This is a genomic window from Sphingomonas sp. FUKUSWIS1, from assembly GCF_000733135.1.
Lineage (GTDB): Bacteria > Pseudomonadota > Alphaproteobacteria > Sphingomonadales > Sphingomonadaceae > Sphingomonas > Sphingomonas aerolata.
On the sequence record NZ_JPJC01000229.1, the window covers coordinates 98792 to 116960 of the forward strand.

The 18169-nt window shown below is 65.4% G+C and carries 17 protein-coding genes; all 17 read right to left on the bottom strand.

Features of this window, described 5'->3' with window-relative positions; translation table 11 throughout:
• Positions 1-374: 374 nt before the first annotated feature.
• Complete coding sequence (locus tag sphsw_RS18400) at positions 375-692, bottom strand: hypothetical protein (RefSeq protein WP_052380948.1); 318 nt, start codon at positions 690-692, stop codon at positions 375-377.
• 86 nt (positions 693-778) lie between these two features.
• Positions 779-1318 carry a hypothetical protein gene (locus tag sphsw_RS14035; RefSeq protein WP_031441155.1) on the bottom strand — a complete coding sequence of 180 codons (540 nt, stop codon included), beginning with the start codon at positions 1316-1318 and terminating at the stop codon, positions 779-781.
• Positions 1319-1379: 61 nt separating this feature from the next.
• Complete coding sequence (locus sphsw_RS14040) at positions 1380-1664, bottom strand: hypothetical protein (protein WP_031441156.1); 285 nt, start codon at positions 1662-1664, stop codon at positions 1380-1382.
• On the bottom strand, positions 1657-2169 hold the full coding sequence (locus sphsw_RS18405; RefSeq protein WP_031441157.1) for a hypothetical protein: 513 nt from the start codon (positions 2167-2169) through the stop codon (positions 1657-1659). Before sphsw_RS18405 ends, sphsw_RS14040 begins: the two co-directional genes overlap by 8 nt.
• Before the next feature lie 15 nt (positions 2170-2184).
• Positions 2185-6621 carry a hypothetical protein gene (locus sphsw_RS18410; protein ID WP_031441158.1) on the bottom strand — a complete coding sequence of 1479 codons (4437 nt, stop codon included), beginning with the start codon at positions 6619-6621 and terminating at the stop codon, positions 2185-2187.
• A complete protein-coding gene (locus sphsw_RS14055) occupies positions 6621-11984 on the bottom strand; it encodes a hypothetical protein (RefSeq protein WP_031441159.1) in 5364 nt (1787 codons plus the stop codon). The genes sphsw_RS18410 and sphsw_RS14055 overlap by 1 nt, the downstream gene beginning before the upstream one ends.
• Before the next feature lie 19 nt (positions 11985-12003).
• Positions 12004-12324, bottom strand: coding sequence for a phage tail assembly chaperone (locus tag sphsw_RS14060; protein ID WP_235188401.1), 321 nt, complete (start codon positions 12322-12324; stop codon positions 12004-12006).
• A gap of 116 nt (positions 12325-12440) precedes the next feature.
• Positions 12441-12881, bottom strand: coding sequence for a hypothetical protein (locus sphsw_RS20090; protein WP_031441160.1), 441 nt, complete (start codon positions 12879-12881; stop codon positions 12441-12443).
• A gap of 109 nt (positions 12882-12990) precedes the next feature.
• The gene (locus tag sphsw_RS14070; RefSeq protein ID WP_031441161.1) at positions 12991-13446 is read right to left on the bottom strand and encodes a hypothetical protein; all 456 of its coding nucleotides are present in this window, start codon (positions 13444-13446) and stop codon (positions 12991-12993) included.
• A gap of 71 nt (positions 13447-13517) precedes the next feature.
• Entirely contained in the window at positions 13518-13709 is a 192-nt protein-coding gene (locus tag sphsw_RS14075) for a hypothetical protein (protein ID WP_031441162.1), read from the bottom strand.
• A gap of 17 nt (positions 13710-13726) precedes the next feature.
• Positions 13727-14128 carry a hypothetical protein gene (locus tag sphsw_RS14080; protein WP_031441163.1) on the bottom strand — a complete coding sequence of 134 codons (402 nt, stop codon included), beginning with the start codon at positions 14126-14128 and terminating at the stop codon, positions 13727-13729.
• On the bottom strand, positions 14125-14655 hold the full coding sequence (locus tag sphsw_RS14085) for a hypothetical protein (protein ID WP_031441164.1): 531 nt from the start codon (positions 14653-14655) through the stop codon (positions 14125-14127). The genes sphsw_RS14080 and sphsw_RS14085 overlap by 4 nt, the downstream gene beginning before the upstream one ends.
• Positions 14655-15005, bottom strand: a complete 351-nt coding sequence (locus sphsw_RS14090; RefSeq protein WP_031441165.1) for a head-tail adaptor protein — start codon at positions 15003-15005, stop codon at positions 14655-14657. The genes sphsw_RS14085 and sphsw_RS14090 overlap by 1 nt, the downstream gene beginning before the upstream one ends.
• A complete protein-coding gene (locus tag sphsw_RS14095; RefSeq protein WP_052380949.1) occupies positions 15002-15307 on the bottom strand; it encodes a head-tail connector protein in 306 nt (101 codons plus the stop codon). Before sphsw_RS14095 ends, sphsw_RS14090 begins: the two co-directional genes overlap by 4 nt.
• Positions 15300-16046: a hypothetical protein gene (locus tag sphsw_RS18415; RefSeq protein WP_235188402.1), complete on the bottom strand. Its 747-nt coding sequence runs from the start codon at positions 16044-16046 to the stop codon at positions 15300-15302. Before sphsw_RS18415 ends, sphsw_RS14095 begins: the two co-directional genes overlap by 8 nt.
• A gap of 382 nt (positions 16047-16428) precedes the next feature.
• Complete coding sequence (locus tag sphsw_RS14105) at positions 16429-17862, bottom strand: phage portal protein (RefSeq protein ID WP_081874332.1); 1434 nt, start codon at positions 17860-17862, stop codon at positions 16429-16431.
• The coding region (locus sphsw_RS19880) for a hypothetical protein (RefSeq protein WP_235188403.1) at positions 17862-18169 on the bottom strand (308 nt) is incomplete at its 5' end. The genes sphsw_RS19880 and sphsw_RS14105, both read right to left, overlap by 1 nt.

Sequence of the window (18169 nt, forward strand, 5' to 3'; positions counted from 1 at the left end):
TCTCGTCGTCTTTCCAGATCACGCCGTTCCATTTGCGCGCCGTGTTAAGGAACGCGATCAGGGCATTGTTGTGCGTGCGTCCGACTATTTCGCGGGTGCCAAGAAGCGACCGGGCATGGCGAAGCCACGCCGGCTCTGATGCCGTCGTCATTATTATTTCTTTCGCTGTGAAGCCATCGGGGAGTTTGGTCGTTCTCGACGCGCCGGGAGTACCCCAATGCGTCCCGGTCGGCCCGCCACGAACCCCTCCCGGTTGGGCGGGCCGTTACCTTGACATTGCAAGCGCAGTGCGGCGTTGGATTGCACGCCAGCTGCTACGGAAGAGCGGTTGGCCGGCCCGTCCTTGACTGATCCTTGGGGGCGGGCCGTTATTCCTACTTGTCGAGTTCGCGCAGGGTGGCGGTCATGTCCGCCGGTACTACCGGCTTGCCCGGCAGAGCGGCATCGAGCGCATCGATCGCGTTCTGCCCGCGGCGCTTGAAGAAGGTGATGATGCCGGTGCCGATAGCGCCCAGCGCGCCGCCCGTGCCGAGCGCTGCGAATAGGTCGACTTGGTGCTCTGCGATCCAGACCGCGGTGACCAGCATCGCGATCCCGGTGATGATCATATCGAGCAGCCAGCGTTTCGGGCCCGGCGTGTCGAGCGTGATGAACAGCCGGATCATGAGACAGGCGAGAAGCCCAACGATCATCGATCCGGCCGGGAAGCTGTACCCGAGGAATGACCAGATAACCGGTACCGATACGCCCGGTACCGCTGCGATAGCCCCCTCCCGCATTACCGCAGCCCGACGGCAGCGGTTGCCATTGCAAGGCTCACGACGAGGATGGCGATCGGCCGGCGCAGCTGCGGCCACCGTGACCACATGTCGACGGGCAGGGGGGCTTTGCGCAGCTGGAACTCGAGCATCGGCTCAGCGAGGATATGCAGGGCCATCCACAAGAAACCGCAACCGACCGAGACGGGATCAAGCCATCGCTTGAGTTCCGCCACCCGCTCGATGGTGTGGGCGTCGCCCGAGCTCCACGACCAAAGGCTGATCGCCTCGGCGCCGCCCCGGCTGGCGACCGCGCACCCGGCAAGGAAAATGACGAACCGATAGATCGAGACGGGATCGGTTGGATGGTCAAACGCGCGCGCCGCCCAGATCCGCCGCGCCTGCTTGCCCGCCATCATCAACCCGAGACACATGGCCGCGGTCATGACGAACAGGTTCCACGCCAGCAGGCCTGGGTTATTCGCGAGGGAGGGAGGCGCCAGCGCGGCCGTCGACCGCATCGCCTCGCCAATGTAGTTGCTCGTGGCTGTCACGCTCATGCGTCATCCCTTCCCGCGACCGGGACGGCCGCGTTGCTCGCGTTCTTCATGGTAGGATCCCTCAGGGTTTGGGCGCGCAGCCCAGGAAGGCGGTTTCGACATTGCGCCGGCAGTGTTCTGGCGCCGCGCCGATGAGGACGAAGAGGCGGTCGATGATCGCTTCGAGGATAAGCCCCCAGCGATGCCCCTTGATTGCAGCGCGGCCGACGCGACTGGAAATCGTCTCGTCAGCCGACGGGGTTGGCCCGCCCGCGACAACATAGATCGGCACGGCGATCAGGATGTAGACGAGTTGATCAACCGCAACGAGCAGCTGGCGCAGCCCGAGCCAGAAGCGCTCAGCCATTGAGGACTGACCAGTCGACCTTGCCTGCAGCGACGATCGCGCCGAGGTTCGCGGCGCGGCCCACCGCGGCCTTCGCGCCCATGCGCAGCCCCTCGATCGCAGCGCCGATTGCCACCCATGCGTCGGCAAGCTGGATGACCTCGGCCGCGAGGTCGGCGATCGTCACTCCGCGCGCGGCCGCCTCGGCAGACAGGAACGGCGTGGTGGTGTCGTTATCAATCGACCATGCACGCGCTTCCGCCTCTTTGCGCTGATACGTCATGGCCTGCCCGGCGCCTGGCGTCAGAATGCGTTGGCGGATGAGTTCGGCTTCGGCATCGATCTTCACGGCGCTTGCGTCACGCAGGGCGTCAAGATCGAGGGTCGGTGCACGCACGACCTGAGCCGGCACCATGACCATGCCCATGCCTTCAGCCAACTGCTGCTGCGCGGCAGATCCGACTGACCCGCCGCCACGCCAGAGCTCCTCGCCGGAGGCAAGGTCGTAGATGATCCAATGTTCCATTATGAAGCTCCGGGACTAGCGCTTGAATTCAGTCACCGCGATTGCGGCACTGGTATAGGTCCACGTCGTGTTTGTGGTGGTGACGAAGAAGCGGAGGAAAAACTGCACGGCTGTCCCCGCCGGAAATTGGATAATCTGGAAGAAGCCGACAGGAACCGCTGTATTTGATGGCGAGAATGCCACTTCGCGCGACAGAGCCAGCTCAGTTCCGTTGTATGCTGCAAATAGCTGCGCTCGCATGTTGCCGGAGCCACCGGTCCGAGTGCCATCGGCCTGTACGTCGACCTTCATCGTGCCGCCGGTGCTAGTGATATAAACCCGTCCGGTTTCACCCGTGTCTTCGGGGCTTACGCCGCCGCTCATGCCGGCGATCGCGACCGTGTTGGTCACGCCATTCAAAGCGATGCGATCGGTTACCACCGACCCGGACACCAGCAGATTGCCGTTGATCGACACGTCGCCGATGATGTCGACGCCAGCGCCAGCATTTGCATCGGCGCTGATCGTGATTTGGGCGCGATTGTTTCCGGCGACCGCCGTGGTGCGCCAGTAAGCGGCTGTGCGTCCCTTTACGTCCGCGAGGGTGCCGGCCTGCTGTGAAACTGTCGCTGCGGTACCGTTATACGCGCTCCGCAGATCGCTGAGGCTTTGAGCAACTGCCCCAATCTTGGGATCGACGACAACGGTGAGCCGCTCGTCGATCTTTGCCGTCAAGTCGCCGCCGGAGCCGGACACCTGCGCTTCGAGGTTGCTGACACGCTGCGCCGTGGCGAACCTGCCGTCGGTTACCGCGGTTTCGACCGTCGACAGCCGTCCGCTGGCGGCGTTGAGCGATGCCGTGATCGTGTCGCTGCGCTGCCCTAGCGCCGTGTCTCGATCGACCGATGTCCGCTCGACCCGGCCGATCTCGGCGCGCACTGCGCTGTCAGTGGTCACCAGGTTGGCCGCGACGCTGTCGACCCGAATGCCGAGCGCGCGATCGCCTTCGCTCATTGCGCTTACTGTTTGGTCTACGCGAGCGTTTGTCGCGCTATCCCGGCTGATATAGTCGGCACTGACCGTGTCGATCCGTCGCCCGATCGCACGGTCAGCGTCGGCCAGGGTATCGATGCTGGTAGCGACGCGAGCAGCTGTGGCGGCCTGCACAGCCCGCGCGCTACCCGATGACCAATCATTCCAAGCGTTTTGGCCCTGACGAGCACCGCCGATGTACGGACGCCAGAACCAGGCGTAGCTGTTATCCTGCCCTGCGTAGGTATCCAGCTTCCGCATGAGCAGGAAGGCCGCAACGGCGTTAGGCGGGACTTGAACGGACAGCTGACCCGACCGCTTAAAAAGGGCGGGGTCGTTAGCTAAGCTCTCCGTTGAGGTGTTAATGTTGCCGACTGTGTACAGGAAGACGACGCCATCGCGATCACGCCAGCCGAGGTAACTTTGGGTGCTGGCTCGATGCGATGCGCACATAACCGAGAACTGCACATAGTCCCCGGCCCTCACCGGAACGGGGCTTGAGATCCAGTCGAAATAGGTATCCCCGCCGCCCACACGGCCGAGCTGCAATATCGAAAGAACGTTCTCGCCGGACGGATGATAGGGGTCCCCGGCGATGTTGATCCCGTAAGTGGGCCGGCTCGGATTATAGTTCTCCGACCAGCCGTCTGTCGTGACGAAGTCGGTGTTGCTGATGAGGTTTCCACCACCAGGCGCGAAGCTGCTTTGCACCTCGGAAATGCGCTGCCCGATTGCCTGGTCGGCATCCGCAAAGGCGCGCGCCGTGTCGGTGATCCGGGTGTTTGTGGCTGTGTTGGCAGACTGGTAATTGGCGGTAACCGTGTCGATCCGCTGCCCAAGTGCCGTGTCGCGGGTGGACGACGCAAGCTCGACCCGGCCGATCTCGGCGCGAGTGGCGGTATCCTTGGTGGCGACGTCGGTCACGATGGAGTCGACGCGCTTGCCGATTGCCGTGTCGGCGTCGGAAAGGGCAGTGACCGCATTGGTAATCCGCGTGCTGGTCGCCGCATCCGCCGCTTTGAAATCAGTGGTGACGGTGTCGATACGCTCGCCGAGCGCCTTGTCCGCGGCAGATAACGCGGTGACCTGGGTCGTGATGCGCGTGTTGGTGGCGCTGTCGCGGCCTGTATAGTCCGTCACGACGGTATCGATGCGCTGCCCAAGCGCGGTGTCGCGGGTCGACGAGGCGAGTTCGACCCGGCTGATCTCCGCCCGGGTGGCGGTGTCTTTCGTGGTGACGTCGGTTACGATGGAGTCGACGCGCTTGCCGATAGCCTCGTCAGCAGCGGAGAGAGCGGCAACCGAGTCCGTGATCCGCGTGCTGGTCGCGGAGTCCGCCGCCTTGAACTCAGTGGTGACGGTGTCGATCCGCTCGCCCAACGCCCTATCGGCAGCGGACAGGGCGGTGACTTGCGTCGTAATCCGCGTGTTGGTGACGCTGTCCCGGCTCGTGTAATCGGTGACGACGGTGTCGATGCGTTGCGCGATCGCGCGGACGTCATCGGTGCGGACCAGCCGCTCCGTCTCGATCAGCGCGCGAACCTCACCGTCGTTCTTGTTGGTGACGACGGTCAGGCTGTCGATGCGACGATCGAGCAGCTCGTCCTTGCCCTGCGCCCGGTTCGCTTCGGCGTTAAGGTCGGTCATTGCCGCATCGATGCGGTTATTTGCCCGGCTGACAGCTAGGTCGGCTGTGACGCGCGCCTCGACCAGTTTGCTATCAGCTTTGGCCAGCGCCGCGTCGAGGACGATCCCGGACGCGAGCAGCTTGGCATTGAGGTCAGCCAGCGCCGCATCTGCCTTCGCCCCGGCCGTCTTGATCAGGGCATTGGCCGCCGCGACTGCGCTGTTGATCGCCGGGATCGTGATGTTCTCGAGGATGTCCGAGCGCTGCTTTACCGAGGCCGCGTCAGCAATGACCTGTTTCGCCGGCACCCCCGCAACCGCGCCAGTGTCCTTCGACGTGTTTTCACCGGTGTTGTCGGCGTTCTCGGTCGGCTTCGTGCCGCTGACATTCTCCCAAGGGATCGTCAGTGGCGCCGGGGTTCTTGCCTCACTGAAGCCCTCGATCGACAGCGTTAGCTTGCTCAGCGTTTCGCCGACCTCGACGCTGAAGTCTTTGAAGAAGCCGTAGACGATGAGGCTGTCGACACCGGCGTCGCCAAGCCACAGCGACGGAACCGCGCGAACCGCTGCGATCCGTCCGACGACCTGATCGACCGCGTCGGTCCGGATCAGCGCCTTGCCGGCCATCCGCTTCGCCCAGGCGCGCGGGACGATCATTGTCTCGCCGAACTCGTCCGTCTCGCGCCGGCTGTAGTCGGTGATGCCCGACGTCGCCGAACCCTCGGTGATACCGAGCGGCCGCAATATGCCGAGCAGCATGGTGCCGACGAATACGGTACCATCGCCACCGCGGCTGTCCTGCCACTCTGTGATGTCGCTCACGCCTTCGTCATCTGACCAGGTTGGCGGTTCCACCGTGGCGGTCCCAGCGACCGTGTCCTGCCACGAGACAGAGTCGTCCCATGCGAAACCATCGTCCCAGACGACACGCGTTGCGGCTTTGCCGAAAGGTGTCAGCATCACCGTGATGCTGGCGCCGGCCGCCAGCGACAGATCCAGGAACAGCGCGGCGCCGGAGCCGCCCGACGGCGCAACGGTGCGGTCATATCCGGGCGCCTGGACGCGGACGGTCGCGGCGTTGCAATCGAGGATCGCGAGCCCGGATGCCGCGGGCCCGGGCCGCAACGTGACAACGATCGGCGCCTCGTCGGTGGTGACGGACCCAAGCGCCTGGTCGAACATCGCCCAGCGGTTCGTCGGTCCGACGTCGAGCCATGCGCCCGTCGTGGTCGCCGGGTCATGACCGACGTTCCGCTCGATCAGGCTTTCCCAGACGCGGTGCGTCGAACGCCGGATGACGCGCTGCCCCAAGGCGTAGCCGCCGGCTGCCGTCCACTCGATGGCGTCATCTTCGGGTACGCTGCTCGACGTCAGCACGGCGTCTGTGATCGCGATCGGCTGCAGCAGCTGAAGGCTGGACGCCTGACCAACCGGGGCCGGATCGGAGCCGTCGTCTGTGAACGCCTCCTCGCCGGTCATCCCCTCGACCGTCAGCGTGCAATAGCTGAGCGGCGCGGTCGCGTGATCGACCTCGAATTCCTTGTAGAACCCGCGGACGGATAGGCTGCCGAAGCGATCGTCGGCGATCCACGTCGCCGAGGTGGCACGAAGCTCGGCGAGCTGGCGCTGGATCGTGTCGACGTCGTCGAACGGCACAGCGAGGCGCACCGTCATGCGACGCGCGAAACCGCGCTGCACAACCGTGGTCACCCCGAATTCGTCGGTGACCCGCCGGCTGTAGTCTATGACGCCGATCGTTGGCGCCGTCTCGACGGTGCCGAGCTCGATCGCGCCTGCGGAGGTGACGACCTTCATCAGGCGGCGCTCGCATTGCCGACGCTGAACGCCATGCCGTTATGATCGGCCGTGACATCGTCAAGCTTACGATCGATCCCCTTGGCATGGCGGGCGATCTCGGACTGCGCAGAACCATTTTCACGGCGCAGGCCGGCGACCTCCTCCTGCAAGGCCTCGATGGCGCTGACGATCAGATCGTCGTTGGCCGGCGCGGGCGCCTTGCCGGTCGCGACGTTGGCGGCCGTGATCATGGTATCGATCGGCGTGGCGGCGCGACCCGACGCGGCGGTACTGCCCGCGAGCGCGCTAACGACGCCATAGGCGGCTTGGCGGCTGGCGTCATTCATCGCCTGCACCCGGTCGAGCTCCTGCCGGCTGGTCATCTGCTCGGTGGTCGGCGCGGTGGTGCCGTTGCCGAGCGCGCTGATCACGCCATAGGTCGCCTCGAGGCTGGCGGCGGTCATGGCCCGCACGCGTTCCAGCTCCTGCCGGCTGGTCGCCTGCTCAGCCGCAGCCGTCAGCAGCGCCTGGCTGAGCGCCGGCAGGGTCTTGGCCGCATCCTGATCACCGCTGCGCGCGGCGCTGGTCGCCGTGTTGAACTGTCCCTGCAGGGCGGCAAAGCCATTGCCGTTGCCTGCGTCGGTCAACCCGCGAATGCGCTTCACCTCGTCCATGAGACCGTCACCGACCGACGTCCAAGCGTCGCGCAGCGCCTCGGCAGCCTTGGTCGCTTCCTGTGCATCCTGGATCGCCCAGATCTGCTGCTGCAAGGCGCGGTTGCTGACGTCGAGCTTGGCAAGGTCGAGGGCGCGCAGCGTCGCGGTGTCGCCCTTCAATTCGAGCAGCTTGCGCTCGAGGTCTTGCCGCTCGGCTGCGATATCGGCCGCGCTCCGGGCGCTCTCCATCGCGGACTGCAGGTCGGCGAACGCCGGCGCGAGCTTGAGCAGCGTGCCGTAAGCCGACTGCCCCGCGGCGGTGTTGAGATCCTGTGCCTCGACGAGCTGGCGGAAACCGGCAAGGCTTGCCGGCATCGCCATTCCGAGGCTGTCGAACACCTTGGCGAACTGCGCCGTCTTGGCGGCGGCCTGCTCTTCCTTGCTGTAGAACGCCTCGAAATAAGCGCTCGCGGCACTGGTCAGGTCGCTGACGCTGTCGAACTGGTCGGCCAGTGCAAGCTTGGCGTCGATGCTGAAACCGCGAGTGGCAGTGCCGAGCAGATCCAGCGCAGTGCCGACCGCTTCGACCGTCGACGCGACGCGGACGAGCGTCTCGAAAGCGCCTTCCCCTACTTTCTGGAAGCGCTCGAGACCCGGGATTGCAGTCGCCGCCATCTTGTCAGCGGCAGCGCCAAACACCGCGGTCAGCTTCTCTTGGATCTGCTCGCCGGTGAGGTCCTTGAGATCGATCTTCCCGATGCTGACGACGAAGCTGTTGAGGCGGGCCTGCACGTCACCGGTGGCGATGCCGAGCGGTCCCGCGGACGCGGCGATCGCGTCGTTGAACTGCTTCAGGATCAGCGTGAACTGGTTTTCGAGGCCAGCGTCCGCGCCGGTATATTTCGTCGAGTAGGACGTGCCGGTGCTGATCCCGAGGAACTTCTTCTTCTTCTCGACGTCCGAATAATAGGACGCATCAAAGCCGCCGCCCAGGACGCTGCCGAGCTGCTGATCCTTGCCGTAGAGGCCGCTGCCGACGACGGTCGTCTTCGACCCGAACAGCGAACCGATCAGGCTGCCGACGGCGCCGATGATGCTGCCGACCACCGGGATCTTGCTGAACAGCCCACCCCCGGTCACGATGCCGGACAACAGCTTGCCGGTGGTGTCGGAGGCGAAGCCTTCCTTCACGCCAGCCGAAGCGTTGACGTCGCCAGCACGAACGACCAGCGCCGCGACGTTGCCGATCTGGCTGTCGATCGACTTGAGGGATGCTGCCATCTGGCGCGCGTAGGTGTTGGTCAAGGTATCGACCTCCTTCAACGCGTCCATCGATCGCTTGAGGCTTTCCGACTGCGCGCTGGTATCCCCAAGCACGGTACCGGTGCCGTCGTTTGCCTTGGCGAGCGTGTTCTTGCCGCCGCCGCCACCGAAAAAGCCGGTGAAGATGCCGAGCGACGCAAGTGCAGCGGCCATCACAGCCATGCCTGCGAGGTTGAACGGGAATGGCGAGGATGACGCAGTCTTCGCCATCGCAGCGGTACCGTCCGCTGCGGCGCGCATCCCGGCATTCACGACGCTGGTCGCGGTGAACGCGGTGTCGGTCGCGACGCCGGTTGCCGCAGCGACCGTGCGCGCCGTTGTAACGCCGCCGATGAGGCCGAGCTGCACCGCGGCATTCTTTACCGCCATGGCGAACTCTATTGCGCGGAAGACCTTCTCGGCGGTAGCCATGGCCTTGTAGCCAGCGGTACCTTCCTTGAAAAAGCCCTTCGCCGCGGCTGCCATGTCACCATAGGCGGCGGTCTGCGCCGAGGCGGTACGCATCGCGAATAGCTGGTTCTCGCGGGCGATGCGGTTTTGATCGGTGCCCGCTTCCTTGATGGCAGCATCGTGCGCCTGCTGCAGACTCGCCTGGTCCGCATAGTAGGAGGTCATGATCGTCGCGGCATCGCCGATCGCCGTACCGACGCTGCCGAACGCATCGGCCATGCCCTGCGCGGCGCGCTGCGCGGTCTGATCCACCGTGTCGAACAGGTCGGCAGTGGCGCTGAGCGACGTGTTGAGCGCGTCGTTTGCGTTCGTGACGGCCTGATGCCCCTTCGCGATCTCGACCTGCTGGGCGATGTACGCGGCGCGGCGAGTGGGGTCGGTAAACCGGGCCTCGGCTTCCTGCGTCGCCTTGAGCGTCGCCAGGCCGATCTCGCGTTCGTCATTGGTCGCACCGACCAGCCGAAGCTCTTCGGCCAGTGTGGCAAGCTGCTTCCGGCCATCGGTCATGTCGGTGTTGAACCGGCCGACCTCTTCCGTGTCCTTCAGCGCCTTTCGCGCGGCCCGCTGATCCTCGAGCGCCTTCGTCGCGCGCGCGGCTGCATCGGTAAGCCCAAGCTGTTGCGCGGCCTGAACTGCGGCGAGCAGCGGCAAGTCGGCGATCTGGGCGGCGATGAGGTCATTGGCGCGCTCGGCCGGCACGAGACCAGCCGCTACCGCCGCGTTGACCTGCTGCTGCGCGGTGATCTGGTCGCGCATGCCCGCCGTCGACTTGGCTGCATCGGAGACACGTTGCGCAATTGAGAGCTGCACCTGGCGCGATACCGCTGCGGTGATATCGGCCTGCTGCTTGATCGCCTTACTCTCGGCCTTCACACGAGCCTCGGCGATCAGCGCTGCGGCACCCGATACGCCGTAAGCGTTCGCCAGGTCGTAGAGGTTGCGTATTTGTGCCTCGATTGCCTCGGCGTCGCGCACCAGCCCTTCCGCATGGCGGTCGACCTTCGGCTTTGGCGGCGCTTTCGGCGTCCGGTTTGCCTTGATCTCGTTGGCCTTCTTGAGCAGACGCTCCTGCGACTTGCTGACGATGTTCTCGGCAGCCGTGGCGAAGAACGTGTTCGTCCCGTTGACGACCTGCCCTGCGCCCCGAGCGTAACCCTTGCCGAACGCCTTGCCGAGGCTGCTGCCTGCGCTGGTCACCGCCGTTGCGGCATCGCTCTGGCCCATGGCCTTCAGGATGGGGCCGGCGAAGTCGCTGATTGCCCCGCCGATCGACTTTAGCCAGCCGGCGACGCGGTTGTAGATGGCGTTGAAGATCTGCGAGATGCCGTTGCCTGCCCACTGGGCCGCAGCGACGACGGGGGCGAAGAACTGCGCGACGGCCGCGGCCGCTGCCGACACATACGCCGTCACCGACGTCGAGATGCTGCTCCACAGCTCGACGATCGCCGCATAGGTGCCAGTGAACGTGCCATAGATCGATGCCAGGAAGCCCTGCACCTGCTGCGCGTCGTTCGGCGAGAACAGATAATCCATGAGCGACTTGCCCGACCCGCCTAGGTTGAGGCCGTCGGTGATCGTCTTCCATACGCCGGCAACCATGTCGCCGGTCGTGATCGACTGATCGCCAAGCTTCTTCATCTCCTTGGACGTCAGCCCGAGACCCTCGGCGAATTTCTTCATGCCCGCGTCTTCGTTGATCTGCTCCTTCCACCGGTAGAGCGCGACGCCAGCGACGGACGCGACCGCGATCGCGGGAAGGAACGCGACAGCGAGGCCGCCCATCTCGGCTGCGAAGCCCTTCACGCCGCCCTCGGCCATCTGCGCGACCTGAAAGATCTGGCCCGCTTGGCTGGCGAAGATCTGGAACGGCGCCGCGCCCATCGCCGCCATGGTGGCGACGTCGTTCAGCTGGAACGACAGCTGCGTCAGGGTGCCCTTGCCCTTGCGAGCGACGCGGTCCATTTCGTCTTGCGCCTGCGCGCTTTGCCGCAGGCGACCAGTCAGCACTTCCTGCTGGCGCGCATATTCAGCCGGCGCGGTTGCCCCGGCGTGATACAGCCGCGTCGATTCCGCGATTTCGGAATTGAGCTTCTTGGTTGCCGCGTAAAGGGGGTCGGTCGACATGCGTAGCTGCTCGGCCGCGGCTGCATCGGCAACCTGGGCATTATGCGACGCGCGCACGGCCGACGCCAGCTGACCATGCTCGCGCGCCAACTGCTCAGCTGCCAGCCCCTCGAGGCGCATGGCGGCCGCATTGGCTTCACGCTGTGCGATCTCTGCCGCTGCCTGCTGCTCGTTATAGTCGCGCATGCCTTGCTTCGCGCGGGCTTCGAACATCGCGCTGGCGAGCGCAGCCTGACGGCGGGCCTGCGCATCAAGCGCAGCAGCAGCGGCAAGGCTCGCTGTCTCCTCCTCGCGCAGCGCCACGGCGCCAGCCTTCACGCGGGCCTCGAACAGCTGGTGAGCATAGGCAGCTTGCCGCAGGGCCTCCGCCTGAGCATCTGCCGCTGCCGCAGCCTGGTTGGTCGCCGTGACCAAGGCCAGCTCTTCGCTGCGGATCCGCCCGGCAAGCTCGGTCAGGCCAAGCTGTTGCGCTTCGAACGCTCTGAATTCGGCCGTAGCACTACGGACCTCCTCGCGAGTTTTGCCAAACACGCTGTTTTGACGCTCGAGCTGGCGCGCCATTGCCTCACCGGCCTTCTCGACGCGGGCGAACTCGCGCGCTGCGTTGGCACCCTCGCGGGTTGCCGCGGCGCCGAAATTGGCGACTGCGCTGGTGGCGCCGGCAAGCTTGATCCCGCCCGCAGCCGCCTCGATGCGCGCGGAGTTGCGGATGAAGTCTTGCGTCTCGGAGCTGAACATCTGGCCGAAGCGCAGCAACTCGGCGAACGCACCTTCGGTATTGAGGATGAAGCCAACCTCTAGGGCGGCCGCGCCGTCGTCATCAATCATCGCGGCCTCCTTTCGAGGGTCAGCCCAGCACGGCGCGGAGCTTGGCTTCTTCGATCTCGTGCTCGCGCGCGGTCACCTCTGCTCGCCACGGGGGCGGGCAGGTTTCGACGTCGGCCTTGTGGCTTTCGGCGAGGTAGGCAGCAGAGAGGCGGCGGATCAGCCGCGCCTCCCATGGCTCAAGGTCAACGGCGGTACGTTCGCACCACGCGTTGATCTCGATCCACGATAGTGGCACGGCGCCCATGCCGGCCGCTTGGGTCAGGCCGATTTCGATCAGCCGGTCGGTGATATGTGGCGCAGGGTTGGGCGGCATAGGCGGCACGATCTTGTCGCGTTTCATCTTCTCAATCCGGCTGAGCCGGGGAGCAGGCGAGTCTTCTACGAACTTGGCTCGCCGCGATCGAGGGTCCGGCTTTGGCGTGGCCTGAAGCCACGCCATATGCCGAATATAGAGGGTCAGGCCGCTTTCGAGGCGGCCTTGAAGTTTCCCCAGTCGGCGACAAACTTTGCAACCTGGCGGGTGATGTAGCCAATGCCCTGATCGGCATATGCGGCGCGGAACATGTCCTGCCCGGTGAGGCTGGCCCCCTCGGGCTGATAGTCGAAGTTCTCGAACGACACGGTGATCGCGGCGAGGTCTTCGGCCGTCTCGGCGATGCGCTCTTCCTGGGTCGCCGCGGTGATCTTGCCATCGTTGTCCTGCATGCGCTTTAGCGCGCGCGCGGACTGGCGCGATTCGACGGCGCCATAAGCGCGGCTGCCGGGGCCGTGAAGGTGGATGCGGACAGGGAGCTTGCCAGCCTCGTCGGCGTAGAGCGGCTCGCCGGTGGGGCCCTTGACGTGCAGGGCGGCGGTGGCGGCGACGGCGAGCGAGGCAATGTTGAGCAGCTTGGTCATGGGATAGTCCTTCGCGGGAGGATGGTGCGCCAGCCCGGCCCGCGACCCGCGACGACGGGCCGAGCTGGCGCATAAGGACCGGCGTCGCGGGCGCCGGGTAGGGAAGGGGTCAGGTGGTCGGCGCCGCGACCTTGACGATCTTGGTGCAGATCTCGATCGTCGGAGCGCCGGTCAGCATGCTGTCGGCGCCGTCGGCGGTTTCCGGCATGCCGAAGTTGCGTCCGCCGAAGTAGCGCTTGGCGCCGTCCGGATAGGTCACGCGGAACGAATAGAGCTTCTGGCTCTCGTCATCAGCCGACGTCTGCATGATCGCCTGGCCGGCGTCGGAGCTGTCGAGCGCCATCGACGGCTGCAGAGCACCATAGTCGGCCGAGCCCTTGAACTTCTGCTTGGCACCCTTGAGCGGCTGGAATTCGACCTTCGCGAAGCTGGCGCCGATCGAGCCAAGCTTTTCGACCTGGCCGACATCGGTGAAGGTCAGAGCGGCGTAACCGGTGGCGTCGGCAGTCGCCGGCGACGTAACGGAGATCGCAAGCGCGGAGCCTGCGGCAGTCTGTGAACCCATGGTGATGATCCTCGTGATTTAATACCGGCAGGGCCGGCGGGGTGGCGCCCGCCGGGCGGCGGGCACGTGGGTTAGGCGGCGGGCTTGGCCTTCGGGTCAGCGGCACTGTCGACGGCCTCGACCAGCCCAGCGGCTGCGAAGTTGACGAACTCGCCCTCGGTGAAATCGTGGGTCTTGCCAGCGTCGAAGCGGCGCTCGGTGCCGGCGTCGGTGAAATCGCGGGTCGCCTTGCCGCGGATCGTCTTGGGCTTGGTGTCGGACATGGTAGGTTCCTTTTCTCTCACGCTGCCGCGTCGAAGCTGACGCGGAAGTCTTGGGTCTGCTCGAAGCTGTTCGCCGGACCGCCGACATCAGGGCCGGTGCCCGCGGTAAGGATCGAGACACGAAAACAGCCCGAAAGATCGCCGATCACGTCCCGGCAGCACCGCCGGATGAGCTTGATTGCGGCCTTCTGATCTCGATAATTCGCGGCCCGCACCGCCACGGACACGCGCTCGACGGAACGGGTCAGCGGCTCCCGCTTCAGGCGTTGGCGATCGACCAGGGTCACGCTGCGGATCAGAATCGCGGGCAGCACCACGTTATCGGGAAGCTTGCCGGCCTTGATGCTTGCTGGCTCCATCAGCTCGGTCAGCGGCTCGTAAGCGCGCAGCAGGTCACCGACGATCTCGACCCCGCTCATTCGTCGGTCCCTTCCGGTTCGTCGCTGCCGATGATGCCGCCGCGCGTGACGCGGGCATTGACGTAAGTCTGCATCGCGGCACGGGCGGCTGCGGCGCTGAGATCGAGCGAGGGACGCATGAACGGGTTGGCTTTGGCACCAGGGTGGTGGACCGTCTTGCCGACAAAGCTGCCGCCAATTCGCAACGACCCGCCGCCGGTCTCATTGATGCGGCGGACGCTCTTGCCCTCTCGCTGGCTGTCATCGACCGTGATGAAATGCGGGTCTGTGCCGTATTCTGCCCAGATCGCGAGCGAACGAGGCCAGTGACCTTTGACGCTGACCTTGACCACAATCCGCCCCGGCTCGCTGTTGGTGCGCAGCGTAAGCGCCTCGGTCACCTCGGCTGCCGGGGAGCGGCTCTTCGTCTCGTCGAGCAACACCTTGCCGCCAGCGCGCGCCGCACCGCGCAGCAGCTTGGCTTCGATTTGCGCAGGTAGGCTGGCGATGAAACGCTCGACCTCTGCCTGACCTTTGACGCTCGGCATCAGGCCGCGTTACCCGCCGAGGTATAGTCCTCGACCATGAACTCGATGCCCGAGCGTTGGCGAATCAGCGCTGGCCCGGCGACGATCTGCATGATGCGCCCATCCATGACGAAGCGCATGTCGGGCGTCACATCGTCGCGCGCCCGCATACGCACCCGTGCCGGACGCGCTGCAACGTTGATCCCTCCGGCGAGCTTTTCACCACGGCTCGGCAGCATGTCGACGACACCGGCCCAGACTTCGTCGACCAGCGCCCAGTTGCCTGACCCGGCGCCGTCGAGGCTGTCATCGGCTACGGGGCGCTCGATGCGGATGAAGTCGGGCAATTCGCCGGCAGAGAGCTGGGTCATACGACGAACTTGCGCAGGGGGGCGATGAGGAAGGTGATCGCCAGCGGCAATTCCGTCAGGTTTTGTCCCGCCGCCTCGCGATTGGCATACCATTGCCCGACGAGCAGCAGCGCCGCTTGGGCGGCAACGGCGCGATCGCGCAGCGCCGTCGCCGACAGATCGTTGACGAAGTCGCACCCCGTGGCGCCCTCAATCGCTCGCACAGCTGCTGCGATGAGGATGGCGAGATATGCGTCCTCACGATCAGACGAGCCTAGGCGAAGGTGCGTTTTCACGTCCGCGAGGGTGACGAGCTCAGCCACGGGTAAGATCGCGCCCATCGCGCCCCTTCTTCACCGCCAGCCGCCAGCCGGTGTCAGGGCCGTCCGGCTTTTCGCCGGTGTCCTTCTGCGCAATCCAGAGCGAGCCGCCGAAGGTGACAGCGTCGCCGAGCGTATAGGCCTGCCCTTCCTTGAACACGCCGCGGTCGATCACTGCCGGCACAGTGAGGTCGAAGGTCTTCACCTGCTCACCGCGGACGAACTTGAGGGTCGCCTGGCGCTCCCCGGTCTGCTCGATCGACATATCGTCGAAGCCCAAGCCGGGGTCGCCGTCCTTCCCATCGACGCGACCAAGCGGGCACATCTTGCCGTCGCTCAGAGTCACGACAAGCGCACCGGTGCGGTCGATCATCGCGCCAGCGAGGCCGACGCCGTCCTTGGCAACGGGCAGCGCAGCAACAGCGCGCTCGACGGCCGATGCGATGATCGGCTCGACGTCGGCGATCGTGACGCTCTTGCCATCGGCAGGGGTTGGCATTGCCGCGACTGCGGATGCTACGGCCCCAGCGATGATCGGCTCGACATCAGCGACCGTGACGCTCTTGCCGTCGGCCGGCACCGGCAGCGCCGATACTGCGGCCGCAACCGCCGCCTCGACCGGCGCAATGACGTCAACCGAAGGCAGCGCGGCGACAGCGCGCTCGGCTTCCTGAGCAATCAGCGGGCGCACATCGTCGAGCGTGACGCTCTTGCCATCGATCGCGGGCGGCAGCGCCGCCACTGCCGCAGCAACAGCGGTCTCGACCGGTGCGACCAAGTCGGGCAGCGGCAGTGCCGCTACCGCTCGTTCCGTCTCAGCGGCGATCAGCGGCTTCACGTCGTCAAGCGTGACGCTGACGCCATCCTTCGCCGGGGGCAGATCACCGACTGCGCGCGCAACTGCGGTGGCGACAAGGGGCTCGACGTCGGCGACCGTAATGCTGGTGCCGTCGCGCGGCGCGGGCAGGGCGGCGATCGCATCGTCAATCATTCGCCTCACGGCGAAGTCGTCACGTCCAGCCGCACGCTGCTCAAGCTCTGCGATGCGACCAAGCAACGGGGCGGCAACGGATGCTACCGATGCCTTCACCATCGCGGCAATCTCAGCGGCGAGAATATCCAGATCAAACATCCGCGTGCTCCGCTAGGTAGTGGCGGCGGAGGAAGGCGCCGACGGTAAGCGAGTTGGTGACCGCCGTGGCGGGAGCAGAATCCGGCGTTGGTGGATCCGCCGTCTCACCCGTCCCTTTTGCGAACGGGTCTTCACGTGCGTCGCGCTTCGCCAGCGCCTCGAGGCTGTAGTTCTGCTCTTGCAGGTACGCCGTGTCGCCGCCTGTGATCGGCCCCAAGTCAAGCCGGCGTCGGGCCTCGTTGATCTTCTTGATCCCCGACTTGGTCGCCATGGCTTCGGCTTCGATCAGCGCCTTGGTGTCCATGCGCAGCAGGCCGTCGAGGTCGAACTCGGTGCCGATGCCCATGCCCTCGCCGATGCCGAGCCCCTCATCGAGGCACAGCTCGGCCGCCTCGATCAGCGATTGCAGCGCCTGCGTGTAATATTCGAGGTTTAGGCTCTCGACGTTGCTGTTGGTCGGCAGGTTGCCGATCCCCAGCTTGTAGGGCGGCACATGGAACGTCGAGCAGACCACCTCGGCGGTCCACTTCAGCTGGTCGATCAGCTCGGCATCCTTGGCGGTGACGGCCATGTGCTCATATTTCAGGCCATCGCCGAGCACGGCGACGCGGCCAGAGTTTTTGCCGCCGTAATACTCGTACCAGTTGGCTTTAAGCTCCGCTGCGGAATCAGGGCTGATCTTGCCCGGTGCCGACAGCAAGCCGCCCGGGCGCGACTGGTTGCCGAAGAAGACGGCCGAATTGTCCTGGATACGCAGCCCCTGCGTCGCAGCTAGGCCGTTCGCATAGATTGGCGATACGCCGACCAGCGGGTGAAATAGGCAGTTGAACCGGTCGTGGATGATCTCGCGCGCCGGCACGACCATCGGGCCACTGATCTCCGAGATATCGTCCTGTTGCAGCTCGTAGAAGATGCTGCCGTCGTCGGCGACTAGCGGCTTCACCCGATGAGGGTCGAGCACGTAGAGTGCGATCACGACGTTGCGCGCGTCGCGGCGCTTGAGGACATAGGTGTTGCCGCTGCTGAGCTTCGACAGGAACCACGATTCGAAGAACTGGATCCGGGTCTGGAAGCTGTTGGGCTTGCGCAGCACCGGCGAATAGGCGGGGCGGGTGGTCTCGGCCCAGATGCCATGCGTGTCCTGGCTGACCAGCTTGACGCGCAGCTTCGAGATGTCCGACGCGATGAGCGTCATGCACGAAAAGACGGCGTGGAAGGCCAGCACCGCGGTCTGGTTGACCTCGACATTCTGCTGCCACGCACCGCTATAGCTCTCGCGGACGATCGGCATCCAAGGTCCAGACGGCGTGCTGACGATGCGCGCCGCCTTCTCGCGAATGATGGGCAGGCCGCCTTCAGTTTCGGGTTCGGCCTGCCCGGTGGTGATCTGCCGGGAGCGCCCGAACTCCCGGCCGAGGATCCGCATCAGGCGCTCGCAACCTTAGCGATCTCTTCGAGCAGGCGCTTGTCGCCCCAGCGCATGCTGACGGTGATGCCGAGCTTGGCGGCCTTGTCACGCAGTTCATCGAGAGTCGGCGCCGTGGCAGACGGATCTGCCGACGCGTCAGCTGGTCGCGCCTTCTTGATCGCAATCAGGACGCGGGCGTCTTGGTTGCTCGCCTGGAATGGGTCGCCCGCCTGAAGCGCGCGGGTCGCGTACCTCATGTCGCGGGTGGCGATAAGGTCAGGCATAGGTGTCTCCTCAGTTGATCGGCGGGCAGGATTGCTGCCCG